This is a genomic window from Haemophilus influenzae, from assembly GCF_900475755.1.
Taxonomy (GTDB): domain Bacteria; phylum Pseudomonadota; class Gammaproteobacteria; order Enterobacterales; family Pasteurellaceae; genus Haemophilus; species Haemophilus influenzae_D.
Genome location: NZ_LS483411.1, coordinates 1,380,924 through 1,402,462, shown reverse-complemented (window position 1 = coordinate 1,402,462; position 21,539 = coordinate 1,380,924). Strand labels below are relative to the sequence as shown.

The following is a 21,539-nucleotide window of genomic DNA, read 5'->3' as shown; positions in this document are numbered from 1 at the left end:
ATATATTTTTAATTTATTAAAATTCGGATTTGCGGAGATTAATTTAGTCTAAACAGATAAATCAACCTGATCGCCTTTCGCTTGCAACCAATTTTTACGGTCTTCGGAACGTTTTTTCGCTAATAACATATCCATCAGTTCTAATGTATCTGAGCCTTGATCTTCCCCTAAATCATAAGTTAATTGAACAAGGCGACGAGTATTAGGATCCATTGTTGTTTCACGCAATTGTGATGGGTTCATTTCACCTAAACCTTTAAAACGTTGAACATTCGGTTTACCTTTTTTATTTTTCAACCGTTCTAAAATCGCCTCTTTTTCACTTTCATCTAATGCGTAGAAGACTTCTTTATTTAAGTCAATACGATAAAGTGGTGGCATAGCCACATAAACGTGACCGTCTTGTACCAATTTTGGAAAATGGCGTAAGAACAGGGCGCAGAGTAGGGTGGCAATGTGAAGTCCATCGGAGTCAGCATCGGCGAGAATGCACACTTTACCGTAGCGAAGTTGTGATAAATCATTGCTGTCAGGGTCGATGCCTAGAGCCACGGCGATATCGTGAATTTCTGTTGAACCTAATACTTGATCAGGGGAAACTTCCCATGTGTTTAAGATTTTCCCACGTAACGGCAAAATCGCTTGATATTCGCGATCACGCGCTTGTTTTGCCGAACCGCCCGCAGAGTCGCCTTCCACTAAAAATAATTCTGTTTTTTCTAAATCCTGTGAGCCGCAATCTGCTAATTTTCCTGGTAATGCTGGGCCGCTAACAAGTTTTTTACGTACGACTTTTTTGGCCGCACGTAATCGGCGTTGTGCAGAACTAATGGCAATTTCTGCTAATTTTTCAGCGTCTTGTACATTTTGGTTTAGCCATAAACTGAACGCATCTTTTAAAACACCGCTGACAAACACCGCACTTTGGCGTGATGATAAGCGTTCTTTAGTTTGCCCTGCGAATTGCGCATCTTGCATTTTAAGGGAAAGAATGTAAGAACAATGATCCCAAATATCATCAGCGGTAAGTTTTACCCCGCGTGGTAATAGATTTCTAAATTCGCAAAATTCACGAATGGCATCTAATAAACCTTGTCTTAGACCATTAACATGTGTTCCACCTTGAATAGTCGGAATTAAGTTTACATAGCTTTCGCCAATCAGTTCGCCACCTTCTGGCAACCAAAGTAATGCCCAGCTAACCGCTTCATTTGTTCCTTTAAATTCGCCAACAAATGGTTTTTCGGGAAGGGTTTCAAAGCCATTTACTGCTTCGATAAGGTAATCGGAAAGCCCATCTTCATATAACCAAATGTCTTGAGTATTGTTTACTTTATCAATGAATTTGATTTCAAGCCCTGAGCAGAGTACCGCTTTCGCTCTTAACAAATGGCGTAAGCGGCTAACGGAAAATTTTGCACTGTCAAAATATTTTGGATTCGGTTTGAAGTGAACGGTTGTTCCCGTTGTGCGTCTGCCACAAGTCCCGATAACTTCCAATTCTTCTACTTTACTGCCGTTTTCAAAGGCAATTTTATACACTTCCCCATTACGTTTGACTTGAATATCCACACGTTCAGAAAGTGCATTCACCACAGAAATCCCCACACCGTGTAAACCACCTGCAAATTCATAATTTTTATTGGAGAATTTACCACCCGCATGCAGTTTAGTCAGGATTACTTCTACGCCAGAAACGCCTTCTGTAGGATGAATATCCACAGGCATTCCGCGACCATTGTCTGTGACTTCAATGGATTGATCGGGGTGTAAAATTACTTCAATTTTTGTGGCAAAACCTGCAAGGGCTTCATCCACACTGTTATCAATAACTTCTTGTGCTAAATGATTAGGACGAGTGGTGTCTGTATACATACCAGGGCGAATTTGCACCGGCTCGAGATCTTTAAGAACGGTAATTTCTTGAGCTGAATAATTGGTTGTCATGGTTAGATGAGTCGTTAATTTTTTAAATTTGAGAAAATTCTATCAAAAAGTGCGGTGATATTCGACCGCACTTTTAATCGTATAAACTAGGCGTATTTTCATCGGGGCGTGTTTTAAAACGACGATGTAGCCACATGTATATCGTTATGTCCTTCATTATTTCCTTTTCAACGATTTGATTCATTCGCGCAGCAATCGCCGTTTCATCTTGTAAATTCGTAAAATCAACAGGTGCTGAAATGCTCACGGTATAGCCTGAGCCATTTTTATTGCGTAATGGCGCAAATGGAATCACTTTGCTATTTTGTGAGGATTTCAATAAATAATAACTACCAGTGGTTGTGCAAGCATCGGGCATAGCAAAAAATGGTACAAAAACGGCATTTTTTCTGCCGTAATCGTGATCAGGCGCATACCAAATGGTTTCTTCATTGCGTAAAGCTTTGATCATTCCACGCAAATCTTTACGATCAAGCATATCTTTATTAGAGCGTAAACGACCTCGTGTTTGTAGCCAATCAAGTAAAGGATTATCATTTGGACGATAAACGCCAATGCCAGGATGATGCAAACCAAGAATACGTGCGCCAAGTTCTAGCGTTAAGAAATGAACGCCGACGAGAACAATTCCATCTTTTTGATTTTCTTTTAGATAATGTAAGCCTTCAACTTTTGACCATTTTTTGATACGTAAATCCGACCAAAACCAAGCCATACCTGTTTCGATAATTGCCATGCCTACCGAACGAAGATTTTCTTGTAAAATCGTCTCACGTTCGTTTTCAGGCATATCAGGGAAACAAAGTTCAAGATTACGGCGTGCAATGGCAGCTCGACGTTTACCCACTTTTAAATGTGAAAACAGCCAACCGAGACTATTACCAATATGGCGCAAAATAGGATAGGGAAGACATAAAATACTTCGCCAAATTGCCACACCTAGCCAAAACAGCCAGTATTTTGGGGCTAAAAAGTGCGGTTGAAATTGAGGGAGTTTTTCGTTTTTCATTGTTCTTTCCACGTAAGTTAGGGGCGTAGTTTATCGTAAATTTGAGTTGTGGTAAAATCGCCACAATTTTGGTTATTCAAATTAGAGAGATTTTAAAATGGCTCAATATTCAGCAGAATTTAAGCAAGCAAAAGTACTCGTATTAGGTGACGTGATGCTTGATCGTTATTGGTTCGGTGCAACCAACCGTATTTCACCAGAAGCGCCAGTGCCAGTGGTTCGTGTACAAGAAAATGAAGAGCGCGCGGGTGGTGCAGCAAATGTGGCAATGAATATTGCTTCACTCAATGTACCCGTTCAGTTAATGGGATTGATTGGACAAGATGAAACTGGTTCTGCACTTTCCTACTTATTAGAAAAACAAAAAATCGATTGTAATTTTGTTGCATTAGAGACTCATCCAACCATTACTAAATTACGTATTTTATCTCGTCATCAACAGCTGCTCCGCCTTGATTTTGAAGAAGATTTCAATAATGTAGATTGCAAGGATTTATTAGCGAAGTTAGAAAGTGCGGTAAAAAATTACGGTGCTTTGATTCTTTCTGATTACGGCAAAGGCACGCTTAAAGATGTTCAAAAAATGATTCAAATTGCACGCAAAGCAAATGTGCCTGTGTTAATCGATCCAAAGGGAACTGATTTTGAACGTTATCGTGGTGCGACATTATTGACACCAAATATGTCTGAGTTTGAAGCCGTTGTGGGCAAATGCAATACAGAAGAAGAGATTATTGAAAAAGGTTTAAAATTAATTTCTGATATTGAATTAACCGCACTTTTGGTGACGCGTTCTGAAAAAGGAATGACATTATTACGCCCAAATCAAGAGCCTTATCATTTGCCAACTGTCGCAAAAGAAGTATTTGATGTGACGGGAGCCGGTGATACTGTCATTAGTGTATTAGCAACCGCATTAGCAGATGGACGTTCTTTCGAAGAATCTTGTTATTTAGCCAATGTTGCCGCAGGAGTTGTGGTGGGTAAATTGGGTACTTCAACGGTTTCGACCGTGGAACTTGAAAATGCGATTCATGCTCGTCCTGAAACGGGATTTGGCATTATGAGCGAAGCAGAATTAAAAGATGCAGTCGCACAAGCGAAAGCGCGTGGTGAAAAAATTGTGATGACTAATGGCTGTTTCGATATTTTGCATCCAGGCCATGTTTCTTATTTAGAAAATGCACGTAAATTAGGCGATCGTTTAATTGTCGCAGTAAATAGCGACGATTCTGTTAAACGCTTAAAAGGCGAAAATCGCCCAATTAACAATCTTGAAACTCGTATGGCGGTATTGGCTGGTTTGGCATCTGTGGACTGGTTGGTGCCATTCATCGAAGACACACCACAGCGTTTAATCGGTGACATTCTACCAGATCTTTTAGTCAAAGGCGGAGATTACAAACCCGAAGAGATTGCTGGCTCAAAAGAAGTTTGGGCAAACGGTGGCGATGTTAAAGTGCTAAACTTTGAAAATGGTTGTTCAACAACAAACGTGATTGAGAAAATTAAATTATTGAATAATTAGAATTTATATTGACTATTTTAATTTGTGTTAATGATATAAATTTTTCTAACCAGTATTTTCTTTTATATAAAAAAGATTACTTTTAGGAGATATATTGTTAATTTTATTAAATTGTTATCCCAATGATTTTACAAAATTCCTTGCATATTAAATTTTTATCACTATAATGTCGCACATATTTCGGACGCGGGGTGGAGCAGCTTGGTAGCTCGTCGGGCTCATAACCCGAAGGTCGTTGGTTCAAATCCAGCCCCCGCAACCAATAATAAGTTCAGTAAAAGAACCCCAGTTTTGGGGTTTTTTTCTATAAGAAATTTAGTAACTGGGCTTAGGTTCTTATGAACCTAACCCTTTTTTTATGCCTGAGATTTAATAAACTATCTTCTTACTATTACTAAAATAGAGGAGATAAGTATTGTTTAGGATAAGGTTTCATAAGGTTATGATATAGTGCGATGAATTGCACCTTATATAGGAGTAGAAATTGGCTACGTTAGAACAAAATTTACAAGAAATGCTACAAGATGCGGTAGAGGATTTAGGCTGTGAATTGTGGGGAATTGAGTGTCAGCGTGCGGGGCGTTTTATGACGGTGCGTTTATTTATAGATAAAGATGATGGTGTGACGGTTGATGATTGTGCTGATGTAAGTCGTCAAGTGAGCGCAATTTTAGACGTGGAAGATCCAATTGCGGATAAATACAATCTAGAAGTGTCGTCACCAGGTTTAGATCGTCCGCTATTTACCTTACTACAATTTGAACGTTATATTGGGCAAGATATCGCAGTACATTTGCGAATTCCAGTGATGGAACGCCGTAAATGGCAAGGTAAGTTAGAGCGTATTGAAAAGGATATGATTACTTTAATCGTTGATGATCAAGAACAAATTTTAGTCTTCGGAAACATTCAAAAAGCGAATGTTGTTGCAAAATTTTAAAAGGAGAAAAAGAGAAATGAGTAAAGAAATTTTACTGGCGGCAGAAGCTGTATCCAATGAAAAATTATTACCACGTGAGAAAATTTTTGAAGCATTGGAGAGTGCGATTGCGATTTCTACTAAGAAGAAGTTTGAATATGAAACGGATATTCGCGTTTCAATTAATCCAAAAACAGGGGAATTTGATACTTTTCGCCGTTGGTTAGTCGTAGATGAAGTAAAAGTACCAACGAAGGAAATTACTTTGGAAGCGGCGCAATTTGATGATCCAAATTTGCAACTTGGAGAGTATGTAGAAGATCAAATTGAATCTATTGCGTTTGACCGTATTGCAATGCAAACGGCACGTCAAGTTATTAGCACTAAAATTCGTGAAGCTGAACGTGCAAAAGTGGTTGAACAATTTCGTGAAGAAGAAGGAAAAATTGTAACAGGCACCGTAAAAAAAGTAAGTCGAGACAGTATTATTTTAGACCTTGGCAATAAAGCGGAAGCGATGATTGCACGTGAAGATATGTTACCACGTGAAAACTTCCGTCCGGGAGATCGTGTTCGTGGGGTACTTTATAAAGTGAATCCTGAAGGCAAAACTGCACAATTATTTGTGACACGTTCTAAACCAGAAATGTTGATCGAATTATTCCGTATTGAAGTGCCTGAAATTGGCGAAGAAATGATTGAAATTCGTGGTGCAGCTCGTGATGCGGGTTCTCGTGCTAAAATCGCGGTAAAATCAAATGATAAACGTATCGATCCTGTTGGTGCTTGTGTAGGAATGCGTGGTGCACGTGTTCAGGCAATTACCAATGAACTTGGCGGTGAACGAGTTGATATTGTACTTTGGGATGATAATCCAGCGCAATTTGTGATCAATGCAATGGCACCTGCGGATGTGTCTTCTATTATTGTTGATGAAGATAATCATTCTATGGATATTGCCGTTGAAGCAGCTAACCTTGCGCAAGCAATTGGTCGTAATGGTCAAAACGTGCGTTTAGCAACACAATTAACGGGTTGGACACTAAACGTAATGACGACCGATGAGTTAAACACAAAACATCAAGCAGAAGATAACAAAGTGTTAAACTTATTTATGAATGCCTTAGAACTTGATGAAGAATTTGCTCAAATCCTTGTGGAAGAAGGTTTCACAAGTTTAGAAGAAATTGCTTATGTGCCAATGAATGAATTGACAGCAATTGATGGTTTAGAAGATGAAGATCTTGTTGAAGAACTTCAAACCCGTGCTAAAAATGCGATTACAGCCGCAGCAGTAGCTGAAGAAGAAGCTCTGAAAAAAGCGAATGTTGAAGATCGTTTATTGAATTTAGAGGGAATGAATCGTCACGTTGCGATCAAACTAGCAGAAAAACAAATTACCACCCTTGAAGAACTCGCAGAACAAGGCGTTGATGATTTAACTGATATTGAAGAATTAACCGCAGAAGAGGCCGCAGATTTAATTATGGCTGCACGTAATATTTGTTGGTTTGGCGAAGAAGAATAAGGAGAGCTGTAATGACTGAAGATGTAAAGGCTGATGTGCCAAAAAAATTAAGCATTCAACGCAGAACAAAAACTACAGTGAGTGGTACAACAACGAGTGGAAAAAGTAAAGCTGTACAAGTAGAAGTACGTAAAAAACGCACAGTAAAAACCGATATTGCTCAACAAGAAGAAGCAAAATTAAAAGCACAGCAAGAAGCGGAAGCGAAAAAAATTGCTGAACAAAAAGCGGCAGAAGAAAAAGCTCGTTTAGAAGCTGAAAAAGCGGCAACTAAGAAAGAAGCTGATGAAAAATCAAAAGCTGAAAAAGCGAAAGCAGAAACCGCTAAGCCAGCAAAAAGTGCGGTAGATTCTAAAGCTAAATTTGTTGATCCTGAAAAAGAGAAACGTAAAGCAGAAGAAGCTGAACTTCGTCGTAAAGCTGAAGAAGTGGCTCGTCAAAAAGCAGAAGAACAAGCTCGTCGTGCAGCAGAAGAAGCTAAACGTTATGCTGAAGCAGATGATTCAGACAATGAATCTTCTTCAGAAGACTATTCTGATTACAATTTAAGTTCAAGATATGCACTTGAAGCAGAAGATGAAGAAGATCGTCGTAATGAAAATCGTGGTCGAGGTAAAAATAAAGTAGCAAAAGCAAAAAAAGGCGGTCGTGACGATGAAAATAGCAAAAACTCGAAAAACGAGCGCGAATCTAATCGTAAAAATCAAAAAGATGCTAAGTTTGGTAAAGGTAAAAATGGAAAAAAAGGCACCGCACTTCAACAAGCTTTTACTAAACCAGTTCAAGTAGTAAAAGCAGATGTTGTGATTGGCGAAACCATTACCGTTGCAGAACTTGCGAACAAAATGTCGGTGAAAGCGACAGAAATCATTAAAGTGATGATGAAAATGGGTGAAATGGTCACCATCAACCAAGTTATCGATCAAGAAACCGCTCAATTAGTAGCGGAAGAACTTGGTCATAAAGTGATTCTTCGCAATGAAAATGAGCTTGAAGAAGCAGTATTAGGCGATCGTGATGTAAACGCAGAAAAAGTAACGCGTGCGCCAGTTGTAACTATTATGGGACACGTTGATCACGGTAAAACTTCTTTACTAGACTATATTCGTAAAGCGAAAGTGGCTGCAGGCGAAGCAGGTGGTATTACCCAACATATCGGTGCGTATCACGTAGAAATGGATGATGGCAAAATGATCACTTTCTTGGATACTCCAGGACATGCTGCCTTTACTTCTATGCGTGCGCGTGGTGCAAAAGCAACAGATATTGTTGTTCTTGTTGTTGCGGCCGATGATGGTGTGATGCCTCAAACTATCGAAGCGATTCAACACGCAAAAGCAGCAGGTGCGCCTTTAGTGGTTGCAGTAAATAAAATTGATAAACCAGAAGCAAATCCAGACCGTGTTGAGCAAGAATTATTACAACATGATGTCATTTCTGAAAAATTCGGTGGCGATGTGCAATTTGTCCCAGTATCTGCGAAGAAAGGTACAGGGGTTGATGATTTATTAGATGCTATCCTACTTCAATCAGAAGTGCTTGAATTGACTGCTGTAAAAGACGGTATGGCAAGTGGTGTAGTCATTGAATCTTACTTGGATAAAGGTCGAGGGCCTGTGGCAACTATCTTGGTGCAATCAGGTACACTACGTAAAGGTGACATCGTACTTTGTGGTTTTGAATACGGCCGTGTACGAGCAATGCGTGATGAAAACGGAAAAGAAGTTGATGAAGCTGGTCCTTCAATTCCAGTTGAATTATTAGGTCTTTCAGGTGTGCCTGCAGCGGGGGATGAAGCAACCGTTGTACGTGATGAGAAAAAAGCACGTGAAGTGGCGTTATATCGTCAAGGTAAATTCCGTGAAGTGAAATTAGCTCGCCAGCAAAAAGCGAAACTTGAAAATATGTTTAGCAATATGTCTGAAGGCGATGTGGCTGAATTGAACGTCATTGTGAAAGCGGACGTACAAGGCTCCGTAGAAGCGATTGTTCAAGCATTAAATGAACTTTCTACTAATGAAGTAAAAGTTAAAGTTGTTGGTTCAGGTGTAGGTGGTATTACTGAAACTGATGCAACTTTAGCGGCAGCATCTAATGCCATCATTGTTGGCTTTAATGTTCGTGCGGATGCAACAGCTCGTCGTGTCATTGAGGCAGAAAACATTGATTTACATTATTACTCAATCATTTATGAATTGTTGAATGAAATTAAAGCAGCAATGAGCGGTATGTTAGAGCCTGAATTTAAACAAGAAATTATTGGCTTAGCTGAAGTTCGTGATGTATTCCGTCATCCGAAATTTGGTGCAATCGCAGGTTGTATGGTAACCGAGGGGGTAGTGAAACGTAACAACCCAATCCGTGTATTACGTGACAACGTCGTTATCTTTGAAGGGGAATTAGAATCTCTTCGTCGTTTCAAAGATGATGTATCTGAAGTTCGTAACGGTATGGAATGTGGTATCGGCGTGAAAAACTACAACGATGTAAAAGTCGGCGACCAAATCGAGGTGTTTGAAGTGGTTGAGGTTAAGCGTTCAATCTAACCTTTAACAAAACAAAGGGCGGTTAAAAATATCATAATTTTTAACTGCTCTTTTTATTATAAATAATCATATCAAAAGCTATAAATCAGTTAAATTCTTCGCAATCTTCTCCATCTATTATTTGATTACATAACTGAACGATAATTTTATCTGTATAGGTAGCAGATTATTCTAAATGATCCTTCATTTAAAAATTGGGAGAGAGTTTAGCATAATTTAGAACACTCATAAAAAATTACTTAAAATGACCGCACTTTTACAAGGAATTTTTATGCCCATTCGTCCTAATCTTGCTGAAAAAAATACCATTATACAAAGACATAAATTGAAACTAGATAAATCCTATTTTACGCAACCTGCCGTTATTTAGGTTAGGCGTGGTAGAAAAATTTTGCGTTGGATAAATGGAGAGAAAATTATCCAAGCTGGTGTATCTGCCGTCACATTTGGCAAGGTTTCTAGACTTACTGCTGTGACTTTAATTTCATAACGATGTTTTTGTCCTTCGGGTGGACAAGCTCCGCCAAATCCTGGCACGCCAAAATCAGTGTGGGTTTGCAGCGCACCTTGTGGTAAATTAGTACCATCAGCTTTAATGCCTTCAGGAAGAGCGGTCGTATTTGCAGGAATATTTGTAACTATCCAATGCATCCAGCCAATGCCTGTTGGTGCATCTTTATCATAGATCGTTACTACAAAACTTTTCGTCCCTTTCGGGGCATTCGCCCAAGAAATCGCTGGTGACAGATTTCCTCCATTGCAACCAAAACCATAATCGGCACTTAACAAGTTTTTAGCGTGAAATCCGTGTTTAGGTAAATCTGGCACATTAATGCTAAAAACAGATGAGTTTTTGCACAAGCTGTACCAGCAATAAGCGAACAAAATACGCTTGAGATCATTTTTTTCATAATTTTCCCTTTTCTGATGTAAATGAGGTATCAGTATAGAAAATCTTATTAACTAAAATTGTGCAAAAACGCTCAAATGTTTTTATTTATGATATTGTTTGCAAATTTTCGGGAAAATTAGCTTCTTTTTTATTTTATCCACTGTCATTTTTCTCGACCTAAACTTACAAAATCTGCTGCAATAAAAAGACATTACAAGCAATAAAATTCTACAATAGATAAATGAAATTCTAGTGGAAATATTGCGAGTATCAATTTGCTGTTGGTTCAATATGATCTTTTTTCAAAATATTTTCTTCATCAAGTATTGATAAACGAGCGATAGCGTTTCGATAGGAAATTTCAAGGGTTTCTCTACTGGTTGCCATTACACCTTGATCCACTAAAAATCCATCATTTACGTCATATACCCAGCCGTGCAATGAGAGTTTTTGTCCGCGTTCCCAAGCGCTTTTTACAATTGATGTACGCCCTAGATTGTAAACCTGTTCCGCTACGTTAATTTTAGTTAGCATATCGGCACGTTTTTCTGGGGAAAGTTTACCGAGAAGATGTCCGTGTTTAAACCAAATATCGCGAATATGAAGAAGCCAGTTGTTGATAAGCCCTAAATCTTTATCTGTCATAGCAGCGTGAATTCCTCCGCAGTTGGTGTGACCACAGATAATAATATGTTCGATTTTAAGTACATCGACGGCATATTGCACAACAGAAAGGCAATTAAAATCTGTGTGAATTACTTGGTTAGCAACATTACGGTGAACAAAAAGCTCGCCTGGTTCAAGATTTGTCAATTTCTCAGCGGGCACACGGCTATCAGAGCAACCAATCCAAAGGTAATGTGGCGTTTGATGATCCGCAAGTTCTTTGAAGTAAGTTGAATTTTCTTCCTTCATTCTTTGCGCCCAACTGTAATTGTTGGCAAAGAGTTGTTTAATTTTATCCATTTTGCTTTCCTTAAAATTCTGAAAAAATTGACCGCACTTTGGCGTAAGTGCGGTCAATATTAACGTTAAATTTAATTAGAAATTCGCATTTCTTGGCGCGCGTGGGAATGGAATCACATCACGAATATTTTGCACGCCAGTTACATAGACGATTAAGCGTTCAAAACCAAGACCAAAACCAGAATGTGGAACGCTACCATATTTACGAAGATCGCGATACCACCAATAATCATCTGGATTTAATCCCATTTCTTCCATACGTTTATCAAGCACCTCTAAACGTTCTTCACGTTGTGAACCACCGATGATTTCACCAATTCCCGGTGCTAACACGTCCATTGCTGCCACCGTTTTTCCATCGTCATTTAAACGCATATAGAATGCTTTAATGTCTTTTGGATAGTTTTTCACCACAACCGGTGATTTGAAATATTCTTCCGCCAAGAAACGTTCGTGTTCAGAAGAAAGATCGATACCCCAAGAAACAGGGAATTCAAATTTCTTACCAGATTTTAATAACACATCAATGGCATCAGTATAGTCAATTTGTGCAAAATCTGAGTTTACAAAGTTTTCTAGACGCGTAATAACATCTTTATCTACATGTTTTTCAAAGAATTGTAAGTCGTCTTTACGCTCTGCTAATACTGCACGGAATACGTATTTCAACATATCTTCTGCAAGTTTTGCGTTATCCTCTAACGTTGCAAATGCAACTTCAGGTTCAACCATCCAGAATTCAGCTAAGTGACGGGTAGTATTCGAGTTTTCCGCACGGAATGTTGGGCCGAAAGTATAAATTTTGCTTAATGCACAAGCATAGGTTTCGCCGTTTAACTGACCTGAAACCGTTAAAAATGATTCTTTACCGAAGAAATCTTGGCTGAAATCAACTTTTCCATTTTCACCACGTGGAAGATTTTCTAAATCAAGCGTTGAAACACGGAACATTTCACCTGCACCTTCAGTATCTGATGCAGTAATTAATGGAGTTGCCACCCAGTAGAAGCCTTGCTCATGGAAGAAACGGTGAATTGCTTGAGATAAACAATGGCGAACACGTGCGACAGCACCAATAATATTAGTGCGAGGACGCAAGTGAGCCACTTCGCGTAAATATTCAATAGAGTGGCGTTTTGCTGCCATTGGGTAAGTATCTGGATCTTCAACAAACCCTGTCACTTCCACTTTTTCTGCTTGTAATTCAACCGCTTGTCCTTCTGCAGGAGATTCAACGATTTTACCTGTTACAATGACAGAACAGCCTGTTGTTAAACGTAAAATTTCGTTTTCGTAATTTTCAATATCGTTATTAATAATCGCTTGAATTGGATCAAAGCAAGAACCGTCATAAACTGCTAAGAAAGATAAGCCTGCTTTAGAATCGCGACGGGTACGTACCCAACCACGCACAGTGACGGTTTCGCCAATCGCCACTTTTCCTCGTAATACATCAACAATCGATGCCACTTTAGACATATTAAACCTCTGTAACTAAATTTAATTCACACAAAACGGCTGATAGTTTACCTTAATAAAGGAAATTTTCCATAAAAATATAGTATTGGTGCGGTCTATGAACACTAAAATAGTCTTAAAAACATACCTCAAATAAAATGGGGTAAAGCCTTATTAATATTGAATATATGCGATTTTGTGCTAAAATCCCGAGCCAAAATCATTATGGCTAATAATAGGAAAAAATATGAAAGTTTTAGAAGGCTCAGTCGCAGCACCTAATGCAAAAGTTGCAGTAGCAATTGCTCGTTTTAACAGTTTTATTAATGAAAGTTTATTAGAAGGCGCAATTGATGCATTAAAACGTATCGGTCAAGTGAAAGATGAAAATATCACTATCGTGCGTGCTCCTGGTGCCTATGAATTGCCATTAGTTGCTCGTCGTTTAGCCGAAAGTAAAAAATTTGATGCGATTGTGGCATTAGGTACAGTTATCCGTGGTGGTACAGCACACTTTGAATATGTAGCAGGGGAAGCAAGCAGCGGTTTAGGAAAAGTTGCAATGGATGCTGAAATCCCAGTCGCTTTTGGCGTATTAACCACAGAAAATATTGAGCAAGCAATTGAACGTGCTGGCACTAAAGCAGGTAATAAAGGTGCAGAAGCAGCCTTAACCGCACTTGAAATGGTTAATCTTATTCAACAAATTGATGCGGCATAAATGATGACAGAACAAAAACAAGTGAAAAAGCCTTCTGCTCGTCGTCGTGCGCGTGAATGTACTGTTCAAGCCTTGTATTCTTGGGCAGTATCCGGCAATACTGTAGAACAAGTGGAATTAGCCTTTGTGTTAGATCAAGATATGGATGGGGTAGATAAACCTTACTTCCGTAAATTATTTCGTCAAACAGTAGAAAATATTGAAACCGTTGATTTTTCAATTTCGCCTTATACTGACCGCGCTTTTGATGAGCTTGATCCTATTGAAACGGCAATTTTGCGTTTAGCCGTTTATGAATTGCGCTTCGAGTTAGATGTGCCATATAAAGTGGTTATCAATGAAGCGATTGAAGTGGCAAAAGTCTTCGGTGCAGATGAAAGCCATAAATATATCAATGGCGTACTTGATAAAATCGCACCAGCATTAGGGCGTAAATAATCCTTTTAAACTGAAAATGGCGCGCGTTTTTAACGCGTGCCTTTTCTTTAATAAGATAGGTGAAAAATGGCAATGGGTGAATTTGATTTAATTAAAGGATATTTTCAGCAACAAATATTAGTTGATGATTCCGTTCAATTGTCTATTGGCGACGATTGTGCGCTGGTTTCTATTCCTGAGAATTATCAGCTTGCCATTACGACGGATACAATGGTGGAAAATACGCATTTTTTACCAAGCATTTCTCCTGAAGATTTAGCTTACAAAGCCGTTGCAACAAATTTAAGTGATCTTGCTGCAATGGGGGCTTTGCCAAAATGGGTTTCTCTGGCATTAACTTTGCCAAATGTAGATGAAAATTGGCTTTCAACATTTAGTCAAAGTTTATTGCATACATTAAAACAATACAACGTCACATTAATTGGTGGCGATACTACAAAAGGTAATTTGTCTATTACGATTACGGCACAAGGCTTTGTCGAAAAAGACAAAGGAATTTGTCGGCATAAAGCACAAATCGGCGATTTAATTTATGTTTCAGGCACCTTAGGCGATAGCGCAGCAGGTTTAACGCAAATTTTATCGGGCAAAAGTGCGGTTGATTCTGATGATGTTTTTTTGCAACAACGTCATCTTAGACCCACACCTAGAATTGAACTTGGACGGGTGTTAATTGATATTGCCCATGCAGCCATTGATCTTTCCGATGGGTTAATCTCTGATTTAGGGCATATTCTTGAACGAAGCCAATGTAGTGCCGAAGTTGAATTTTCTTCATTACCTCTTTCATCAGCGATTTTGCATAAATATGATCGCGTTCAAGCGGAACAATTTGCCTTAACTGGCGGAGAAGATTATGAACTTTGTTTTACCATACCGCCCGAATATAAAGATGAATTAGAATTACGCTTGAAAAAACTGAACGTGTCTTGTACTCGAATTGGTCAAATCACTGAAAAGTGCGGTGACTTTTCGCCTCGTTTTTTACGTGATGGAAAACCTGTGTATATAACTTTTTCAAGTGGGTTCGATCATTTTAAGGAATCAAAATGACAGAAAATAATCCTCTTAAAAAAATCTCTCTTTTAAATCCTATTCATTTGCTTGCCGTTGGTTTTGGCTCAGGCTTAATTCATCCTGCTCCCGGCACTTGGGGGAGTTTGGCTGGAACAATTTTAGGCGTGATTTTACTTTCCTTATTAGGCGTAAAAACCTTTTTAATTTTTACCGCACTTTGTTTTCTACTCGGTTGCTACCTTTGTCAAAAAACCACAGCAGATATGGGTGTGCATGATCATGGTTCTATCGTCTGGGATGAATTTATTGGTGTATTTATTGTATTAGCGGCGATCCCGTCATTATCTTGGCAATGGATTGTGTCTGCTTTTGTGCTATTCCGCTTTTTTGATATTTTAAAACCGTTCCCAATTCGTTATTTTGACGAAAAACTCGAAAGTGGTTTTGGTATTATGGTCGATGATGTATTAGCGGCAATTTATGCGGTGATTGTCGTATTTGCAATTCAGTATTGGATGTTGTGATGCTGAATTTAATCATTGTGCATTTATTTGGCTTAATGACGCCAGGCCCTGATTTCTTTTATGTAAGTCGGATGGCGGCAAGTAACTCTCGTCGTAATACAGTTTGTGGCATTTTAGGTATAACGCTTGGCATCGCTTTTTGGGCAATGCTTTCAATGTTGGGATTGGCGGTGTTGTTCGTTACTATTCCTGCATTACATGGTGTTATTATGTTGCTAGGCGGTAGTTACCTAGCATATCTCGGTTTTTTAATGGCTCGCAGTAAAAAACACGCTCAATTTGAACCGCACTCTGATACTGAATTTAATCAGCAAACCACGATTAAAAAAGAAATTTTGAAAGGACTTTTAGTGAATTTATCTAATGCAAAAGTCGTGGTGTATTTTAGTAGCGTGATGTCGCTTGTTTTAGTGAATATCACTGAAATGTGGCAAATTATCTTGGCTTTTGCAGTGATTGTGGTAGAAACATTTTGTTATTTTTATGTGATTTCATTGATTTTTTCACGTAATATTGCCAAGCGTTTATACAGTCAATACAGTCGTTATATTGATAATATGGCAGGTATTGTATTTTTATTTTTTGGTTGTGTGCTTGTCTATAATGGCATCAACGAAATAATTCATTAATAAAAAAGGAAGTAACATGACATTAAAAATTGCAATCGCTGGTGCTGGCGGAAGAATGGGGCGTCAATTAATTCAAGCGGTTCATTCTGCGGAAGGCGTAGAACTAGGTGCAGCTTTTGAACGCAAAGGATCATCTTTAGTCGGAACAGATGCGGGAGAATTGGCGGGCATTGGTCAAATTGGTGTAATAGTTTTAGACGATCTTGAAAGCCAAAAAGATAAATTCGATTTATTAATTGATTTTACTCGACCAGAAGGTACCCTTGAGCATATTGTATTTTGCGTAGCGAATAATAAAAAAATGGTGATCGGTACAACAGGTTTTGATGAAAATGGTAAAGCGGCGATTAAAGCAGCTTCAGATAAAATTGCTATTGTGTTTGCATCAAATTTCAGTGTTGGTGTGAATTTAGTCTTCAAGCTTTTAGAAAAAGCGGCAAAAGTGATGGGGGATTATTGCGATATTGAAGTGATCGAAGTGCATCATCGCCACAAAGTGGACGCACCTTCTGGCACCGCACTTTCAATGGGCGAACATATCGCGAAAACTTTAGGTCGTGATTTAAAAACTCACGGAGTGTTCTGCCGTGAAGGAATTACAGGCGAACGTAAACGTGATGAAATTGGTTTTTCAACTATTCGTGCTTCGGATGTGGTGGGGGAACACACTGTTTGGTTTGCTGATATTGGCGAGCGTGTAGAAATTTCCCATAAAGCATCAAGCCGTATGACTTTCGCTAATGGTGCAGTGCGTGCTGGTAAATGGCTGGAAAATAAAGCAAATGGCTTATTTGATATGACGGATGTGTTGGATTTAAATAATTTATAAATCAAGTTCAATATCGCTTTCTACTTGACAGCAACAAAGTAGAATTTCATCGGGTTGTAGAAAGGCAAGAGGCATTTCTTTATAAGACACCTTGCCTTTTTTGATCTTCACACGACAAGAACCACAATAGCCATTACGGCATTGATATTCATGATGAATATTATTTTTCTCGAGATGATCGAGTAAACTTGTTTCATTATTAAATTCTAATGTGGTGTTATGGCGGATAAGGTGGATTTTCATAATAACGATATGTTGAAATTTGTCGTACCATTATATAAGGAAAATATGAAATTATTGATAAAAACTTCACTTAGTCAGTGGATTTGCTTGAATTTTGCCAAAATTCCTATTTTTAAAATGCTATGTTTTATAACCGCACTTCTTATTACGGCTTGTAGTTCTATTAGCAAAGAACCCGTGAAGACAGTGGATGTTTATATTAAACCTTATTATTCGGCGGAAAATGGAAAAGCAGAAAATGTATTTGTACATAAAGAAATTGATCCTATGCTACGTGAAAATACGCTAAAAGGTTATGAAAGTGCGGTAAAATTTGTAGAAGAAAATCCAGCTCGTATTTCCCCAATCACAATGTTCACATTATCTGCTCGGGCTTACGATTTTGGCTTAAGAGATGAAGCGGTTACTTGGTTTTATCGTGGACAAAATCGTTTGATTACCGCACTTTACGTGTTGGATTTACCAAAACAAACGGTAGAGGATAATACAGGGTTTAGTCATGTTGTAGGGCAGTTTGTTAATGCTTATGCGTTTTGTAATTTTGATAAACAAAGTCGTGCTGCCGAAAATGCGGTGAAATGGACAATTACGCATCCTTATGAAGTGATTTTCTTACCAGCATTGCCCTCAAAATTTGCAGATCGTCAAAAAGCGTTAAAAGAAGCAGAAACAAAATTAGTTCAACGTTTACAGGAACAAGCACGTTTTTTTGCTAATCCAAAAAATAAAGAAAAATGGCAAAAAGAGCGGTCAGAAAATTTTGTGAATGAACGATTTTGTTGGTAACAAGAAAAAATGGAATAGCGATAAGGTTATTCCATTTTTATTTTTGATAAACCAATGATTTTTCATATTATTCTTTTACTTTTTAAGTACTTGGTATTATCATTACTCGGTTTTTATTTTATAGAGAAAAGAGAAGCAGGGAAAACTATGCAACATCTGAACGAGCTTGTTGAGAAAGCGAAATTAGCGATTGAATCCATTCAGGATAAAAGTTTAACGGCTTTGGATGAAATCCGTGTCGAATATTTTGGTAAGAAAGGGCATTTTACTCAATTAATGCAAGAATTGCGTAATGTGTCAGCTGAAGAACGTCCAGCTATGGGCGCAAAAATTAACGAAGCAAAACAAGCTGCGTTAGAATTTTTAAATGCAAAAAAAGCGGAATGGGAACAGGCTGAACTTAACGCAAAATTAGAAAAAGAACGTGTTGATGTCAGTTTACCTGGTCGCAAAGTTGAAACTGGTGGCTTACACCCAGTTACTATGACGATTAATCGTGTAACAAAATTTTTCTCAGAACTTGGCTTTTCAGTTGAAAATGGCCCTGAAATTGAAAGTGATTATTACAACTTCGATGCGTTAAATATTCCTAAACATCACCCAGCACGTGCGGATCACGATACTTTCTGGTTTAATCCAGAATTATTACTTCGCACCCAAACTTCTGGCGTGCAAATTCGTACTATGGAAAAAATGCAGCCACCAATTCGCATTATGGCTCCGGGACGTGTATATCGTAATGACTACGATCAAACCCACACGCCAATGTTCCACCAAATTGAATTGCTTTATGTGGATAAAAAAGCAAATTTCACAGAATTGAAAGGCTTATTACACGATTTCTTACGCGCTTTCTTTGAAGAAGATTTACAAGTGCGTTTCCGTCCATCTTATTTCCCGTTTACTGAACCTTCAGCCGAAGTGGATGTGATGGGTAAAAACGGTAAATGGTTAGAAGTGTTGGGCTGCGGTATGGTGCACCCAAATGTGTTGCGTAACGTTGGTATTGATCCGAATGAATATTCTGGTTTTGCCGTGGGAATGGGCGTTGAGCGTTTAACAATGTTACGTTATAACGTCACAGATTTACGTTCGTTCTTTGAAAACGACTTACGTTTTTTAAAACAATTTAAGTAATTTCTCGGATTAGAATTAAAAGGATAACAACAAATGAAATTTAGTGAACAGTGGGTAAGAGAATGGGTGAATCCATCCGTTTCAACCGAGCAATTATGCGAGCAAATTACCATGCTTGGCTTAGAAGTGGATGGTGTAGAAGCCGTTGCGGGTAAATTTAACGGTGTCGTTGTTGGTGAAGTGGTGGAATGTACACAACATCCAGATGCGGATAAATTACGTGTAACTAAAGTGAACGTAGGTGGTGATCGTTTATTGGATATCGTGTGTGGCGCACCAAATTGTCGTCAAGGCTTAAAAGTCGCTTGCGCAACAGAAGGGGCTGTATTGCCGGGCGATTTCAAAATTAAGAAAACGAAATTACGTGGTCAACCATCAGAAGGAATGCTTTGTTCATTTTCTGAATTAGGTATTGATGTTGAAGCGGACGGTATTATTGAATTGCCAGTTGATGCACCAATCGGCACTGATTTACGTGAATATTTGGGTTTAAATGATAATGCCATCGAAATTAGCTTAACGCCAAATCGTGCGGATTGTTTGAGCATTGCGGGTATTGCGCGTGAAATTGGTGTGGTAAATAAACAGCCAGTAAATCAACCGCACTTTGAAGCGATGCCAGCAACAATTTCTGATAAAGTTCAAATTGATTTACAAGCACCAGATGCCTGCCCGCGTTATTTATTACGTGTGATAAAGAACGTCAATGTAAAAGCACAATCGCCAATGTGGATGCAAGAAAAATTGCGCCGTTGTGGCATTCGTTCTATTGATCCTATTGTTGATATTACTAACTATATTTTGCTTGAGCTTGGTCAGCCAATGCACGCGTTTGATGCGGCCAAAGTTGCACAACCTGTTCAAGTTCGCTTAGCAAAAGAAGGTGAAGAATTAATATTATTAGATGGTTCAAGCGCAAAACTTCAATCAAATACCTTATTAATTGCCGACCAAAATGGGCCTTTAGCAATGGCAGGGATCTTTGGTGGTGTAGCGAGTGGAGTGAATAGTGAAACGAAAGATGTGATTTTGGAATCCGCATTTTTCGCTCCATTAGCGATTGCAGGCCGTGCAAGACAATATGGTTTACATACTGATGCATCACACCGTTTTGAACGTGGTGTGGATTTTGAATTAGCCCGTAAAGCAATGGAACGAGCAACCGCATTATTGCTTGAAATCTGTGGTGGTGAAGCAGGGGGAATTTGCGAAGCAAGCAATGAAACTCATCTTCCTAAAGTCAATACAGTTCAACTTCGCCGTAGTAAATTAGATGCACTTTTAGGTCATCATATTGAAACAGAAAGCGTAACAGAAATTTTCCACCGTCTTGGTTTCGATGTTACTTATGCAAATGATATTTGGACGGTAACTTCTGCAAGCTGGCGTTTTGATATTGAAATCGAAGAAGATTTAATTGAGGAAGTGGCACGTATTTATGGTTATAACAGTATTCCAAACAATGCGCCATTAGCGCACCTCCGCATGCGTGAGCACAAAGAATCTGATTTAGATTTAGCTCGAATTAAGACCGCACTTGTGGATGCAGATTATCAAGAAGCCATTACTTATAGCTTTGTGGATCCAAAAATTCAAAGTTTATTACATCCACATCAAGAAGCACTTGTATTGCCAAATCCTATTTCTGTGGAAATGTCAGCAATGCGCGTGTCTTTAATGAGTGGTTTATTAGGTGCAGTGCTTTATAACCAAAATCGCCAACAATCTCGTGTTCGTTTATTTGAAACAGGATTACGTTTTGTGCCAGATGCCAATGCTGAATTTGGCGTGCGTCAAGAATTTGTTTTAAGTGCGGTGATTACTGGAACTGTAAAATCTGAACATTGGGCCGGTAAAGCAGAGTCTGTAGATTTCTTTGATCTTAAAGGCGATTTAGAATCAGTACTTTCTTTAACAGAAGGGGGGAATAGAGTTCGTTTTGTTGCAAAACAATTTGATGCATTACATCCTGGTCAATCTGCTGCTATTGAATTAGATGGCCAAGAAATTGGTTTTATTGGTGCAATTCATCCATCTATTAGCCAAAAACTTGGCTTAAATGGCAAAACTTTTGTATTTGAAATTCTTTGGAATGCAATTGCAGCACGTAATGTGGTGCAAGCAAAAGAAATTTCTAAATTCCCAGCAAACCGTCGTGATTTAGCTTTAGTCCTAGCAGATAGCGTACCAGCAGGGGAATTGATCGCAGCATGTAAACAAGCAGGCGGCGAAAAATTGGTGCAAGTGAACTTGTTCGATGTATATCAAGGTGTGGGTGTTGCTGAAGGCTATAAGAGCTTAGCTATTAGCTTAACTGTCCAAGATAATGAAAAAACACTTGAAGATGAAGAAATTAATGCAGTGATTTCAGCAGTATTAGCGGAGGTAAAACAACGCTTTAATGCTGAATTAAGGGATTAAT

19 protein-coding genes and 1 tRNA gene are annotated in these 21,539 nt (G+C 38.6%); 14 read left to right on the top strand and 6 right to left on the bottom strand.

The genetic code is table 11. From position 1 onward, the window contains the following. Window positions 1–48: 48 nt before the first annotated feature. Complete coding sequence (gene parE / locus DQN24_RS06855) at window positions 49–1,947, bottom strand: DNA topoisomerase IV subunit B (protein ID WP_021035149.1); 1,899 nt, start codon at window positions 1,945–1,947, stop codon at window positions 49–51. A 73-nt stretch (window positions 1,948–2,020) separates the two neighbouring features. Next, the gene (gene htrB, locus DQN24_RS06850) at window positions 2,021–2,956 is read right to left on the bottom strand and encodes a lipid A biosynthesis lauroyl acyltransferase HtrB (protein ID WP_021035150.1); all 936 of its coding nucleotides are present in this window, start codon (window positions 2,954–2,956) and stop codon (window positions 2,021–2,023) included. Window positions 2,957–3,053: 97 nt separating this feature from the next. Between htrB and hldE the strand changes: the two genes are divergently transcribed. The 5 genes from hldE (at window position 3,054) to infB (ending at window position 9,477) form a co-directional block, all read left to right on the top strand. Then, window positions 3,054–4,484, top strand: coding sequence for a bifunctional D-glycero-beta-D-manno-heptose-7-phosphate kinase/D-glycero-beta-D-manno-heptose 1-phosphate adenylyltransferase HldE (gene hldE / locus DQN24_RS06845; RefSeq protein ID WP_021035151.1), 1,431 nt, complete (start codon window positions 3,054–3,056; stop codon window positions 4,482–4,484). A gap of 185 nt (window positions 4,485–4,669) precedes the next feature. Continuing rightward, window positions 4,670–4,746, top strand: a tRNA-Met gene (locus DQN24_RS06840). 222 nt (window positions 4,747–4,968) lie between these two features. Beyond that, a complete protein-coding gene (gene rimP / locus DQN24_RS06835) occupies window positions 4,969–5,424 on the top strand; it encodes a ribosome maturation factor RimP (protein ID WP_021035152.1) in 456 nt (151 codons plus the stop codon). Window positions 5,425–5,440: 16 nt separating this feature from the next. Beyond that, window positions 5,441–6,931: a transcription termination factor NusA gene (gene nusA, locus DQN24_RS06830; RefSeq protein ID WP_021035153.1), complete on the top strand. Its 1,491-nt coding sequence runs from the start codon at window positions 5,441–5,443 to the stop codon at window positions 6,929–6,931. An 11-nt stretch (window positions 6,932–6,942) separates the two neighbouring features. Beyond that, window positions 6,943–9,477, top strand: a complete 2,535-nt coding sequence (infB, locus tag DQN24_RS06825) for a translation initiation factor IF-2 (RefSeq protein ID WP_111695589.1) — start codon at window positions 6,943–6,945, stop codon at window positions 9,475–9,477. 366 nt (window positions 9,478–9,843) lie between these two features. On the opposite strand, the gene DQN24_RS06820 is transcribed toward infB, so the two are convergent. The 3 genes from DQN24_RS06820 to asnS form a co-directional block, all read right to left on the bottom strand. Then, on the bottom strand, window positions 9,844–10,305 hold the full coding sequence (locus DQN24_RS06820; protein WP_021035156.1) for a YbhB/YbcL family Raf kinase inhibitor-like protein: 462 nt from the start codon (window positions 10,303–10,305) through the stop codon (window positions 9,844–9,846). 334 nt (window positions 10,306–10,639) lie between these two features. Further along, window positions 10,640–11,335: a carbonate dehydratase gene (gene can, locus DQN24_RS06815; protein WP_111695588.1), complete on the bottom strand. Its 696-nt coding sequence runs from the start codon at window positions 11,333–11,335 to the stop codon at window positions 10,640–10,642. 75 nt (window positions 11,336–11,410) lie between these two features. Beyond that, on the bottom strand, window positions 11,411–12,814 hold the full coding sequence (gene asnS / locus DQN24_RS06810; protein ID WP_005660305.1) for an asparagine--tRNA ligase: 1,404 nt from the start codon (window positions 12,812–12,814) through the stop codon (window positions 11,411–11,413). 226 nt (window positions 12,815–13,040) lie between these two features. On the opposite strand from asnS, the gene ribE reads away from it, so the two are divergent. The 6 genes from ribE (at window position 13,041) to dapB (ending at window position 16,951) form a co-directional block, all read left to right on the top strand. Next, window positions 13,041–13,514, top strand: a complete 474-nt coding sequence (gene ribE / locus DQN24_RS06805) for a 6,7-dimethyl-8-ribityllumazine synthase (protein ID WP_005628657.1) — start codon at window positions 13,041–13,043, stop codon at window positions 13,512–13,514. Between the two features lie 3 nt (window positions 13,515–13,517). Beyond that, window positions 13,518–13,952 (top strand): transcription antitermination factor NusB, encoded by a 435-nt coding sequence (nusB, locus tag DQN24_RS06800; protein ID WP_005660308.1) that lies wholly within the window; start codon window positions 13,518–13,520, stop codon window positions 13,950–13,952. Between the two features lie 66 nt (window positions 13,953–14,018). Then, on the top strand, window positions 14,019–15,005 hold the full coding sequence (gene thiL / locus DQN24_RS06795) for a thiamine-phosphate kinase (RefSeq protein ID WP_005660309.1): 987 nt from the start codon (window positions 14,019–14,021) through the stop codon (window positions 15,003–15,005). Beyond that, entirely contained in the window at window positions 15,002–15,493 is a 492-nt protein-coding gene (locus DQN24_RS06790; protein WP_005660311.1) for a phosphatidylglycerophosphatase A, read from the top strand. Before thiL ends, DQN24_RS06790 begins: the two co-directional genes overlap by 4 nt. Beyond that, a complete protein-coding gene (locus DQN24_RS06785) occupies window positions 15,493–16,122 on the top strand; it encodes a LysE family transporter (protein WP_005660313.1) in 630 nt (209 codons plus the stop codon). Before DQN24_RS06790 ends, DQN24_RS06785 begins: the two co-directional genes overlap by 1 nt. A 16-nt stretch (window positions 16,123–16,138) precedes the next feature. Next, complete coding sequence (dapB, locus tag DQN24_RS06780) at window positions 16,139–16,951, top strand: 4-hydroxy-tetrahydrodipicolinate reductase (protein ID WP_005660315.1); 813 nt, start codon at window positions 16,139–16,141, stop codon at window positions 16,949–16,951. Here the strand turns inward: dapB and yfaE are convergent. Next, a complete protein-coding gene (yfaE, locus tag DQN24_RS06775) occupies window positions 16,946–17,194 on the bottom strand; it encodes a class I ribonucleotide reductase maintenance protein YfaE (protein ID WP_021035161.1) in 249 nt (82 codons plus the stop codon). The two genes, dapB and yfaE, sit on opposite strands and share 6 nt — an antisense overlap. A gap of 45 nt (window positions 17,195–17,239) precedes the next feature. On the opposite strand from yfaE, the gene DQN24_RS06770 reads away from it, so the two are divergent. The 3 genes from DQN24_RS06770 to pheT all read left to right on the top strand — a co-directional run bounded on the left by DQN24_RS06770 (window position 17,240) and on the right by pheT (window position 21,538). Continuing rightward, entirely contained in the window at window positions 17,240–17,980 is a 741-nt protein-coding gene (locus DQN24_RS06770) for a hypothetical protein (RefSeq protein ID WP_111695587.1), read from the top strand. Window positions 17,981–18,127: 147 nt separating this feature from the next. Further along, window positions 18,128–19,117, top strand: coding sequence for a phenylalanine--tRNA ligase subunit alpha (pheS, locus tag DQN24_RS06765; protein WP_005640625.1), 990 nt, complete (start codon window positions 18,128–18,130; stop codon window positions 19,115–19,117). A 33-nt stretch (window positions 19,118–19,150) separates the two neighbouring features. After that, window positions 19,151–21,538, top strand: a complete 2,388-nt coding sequence (gene pheT / locus DQN24_RS06760; RefSeq protein ID WP_111695586.1) for a phenylalanine--tRNA ligase subunit beta — start codon at window positions 19,151–19,153, stop codon at window positions 21,536–21,538. Window position 21,539: the final 1 nt, after the last annotated feature.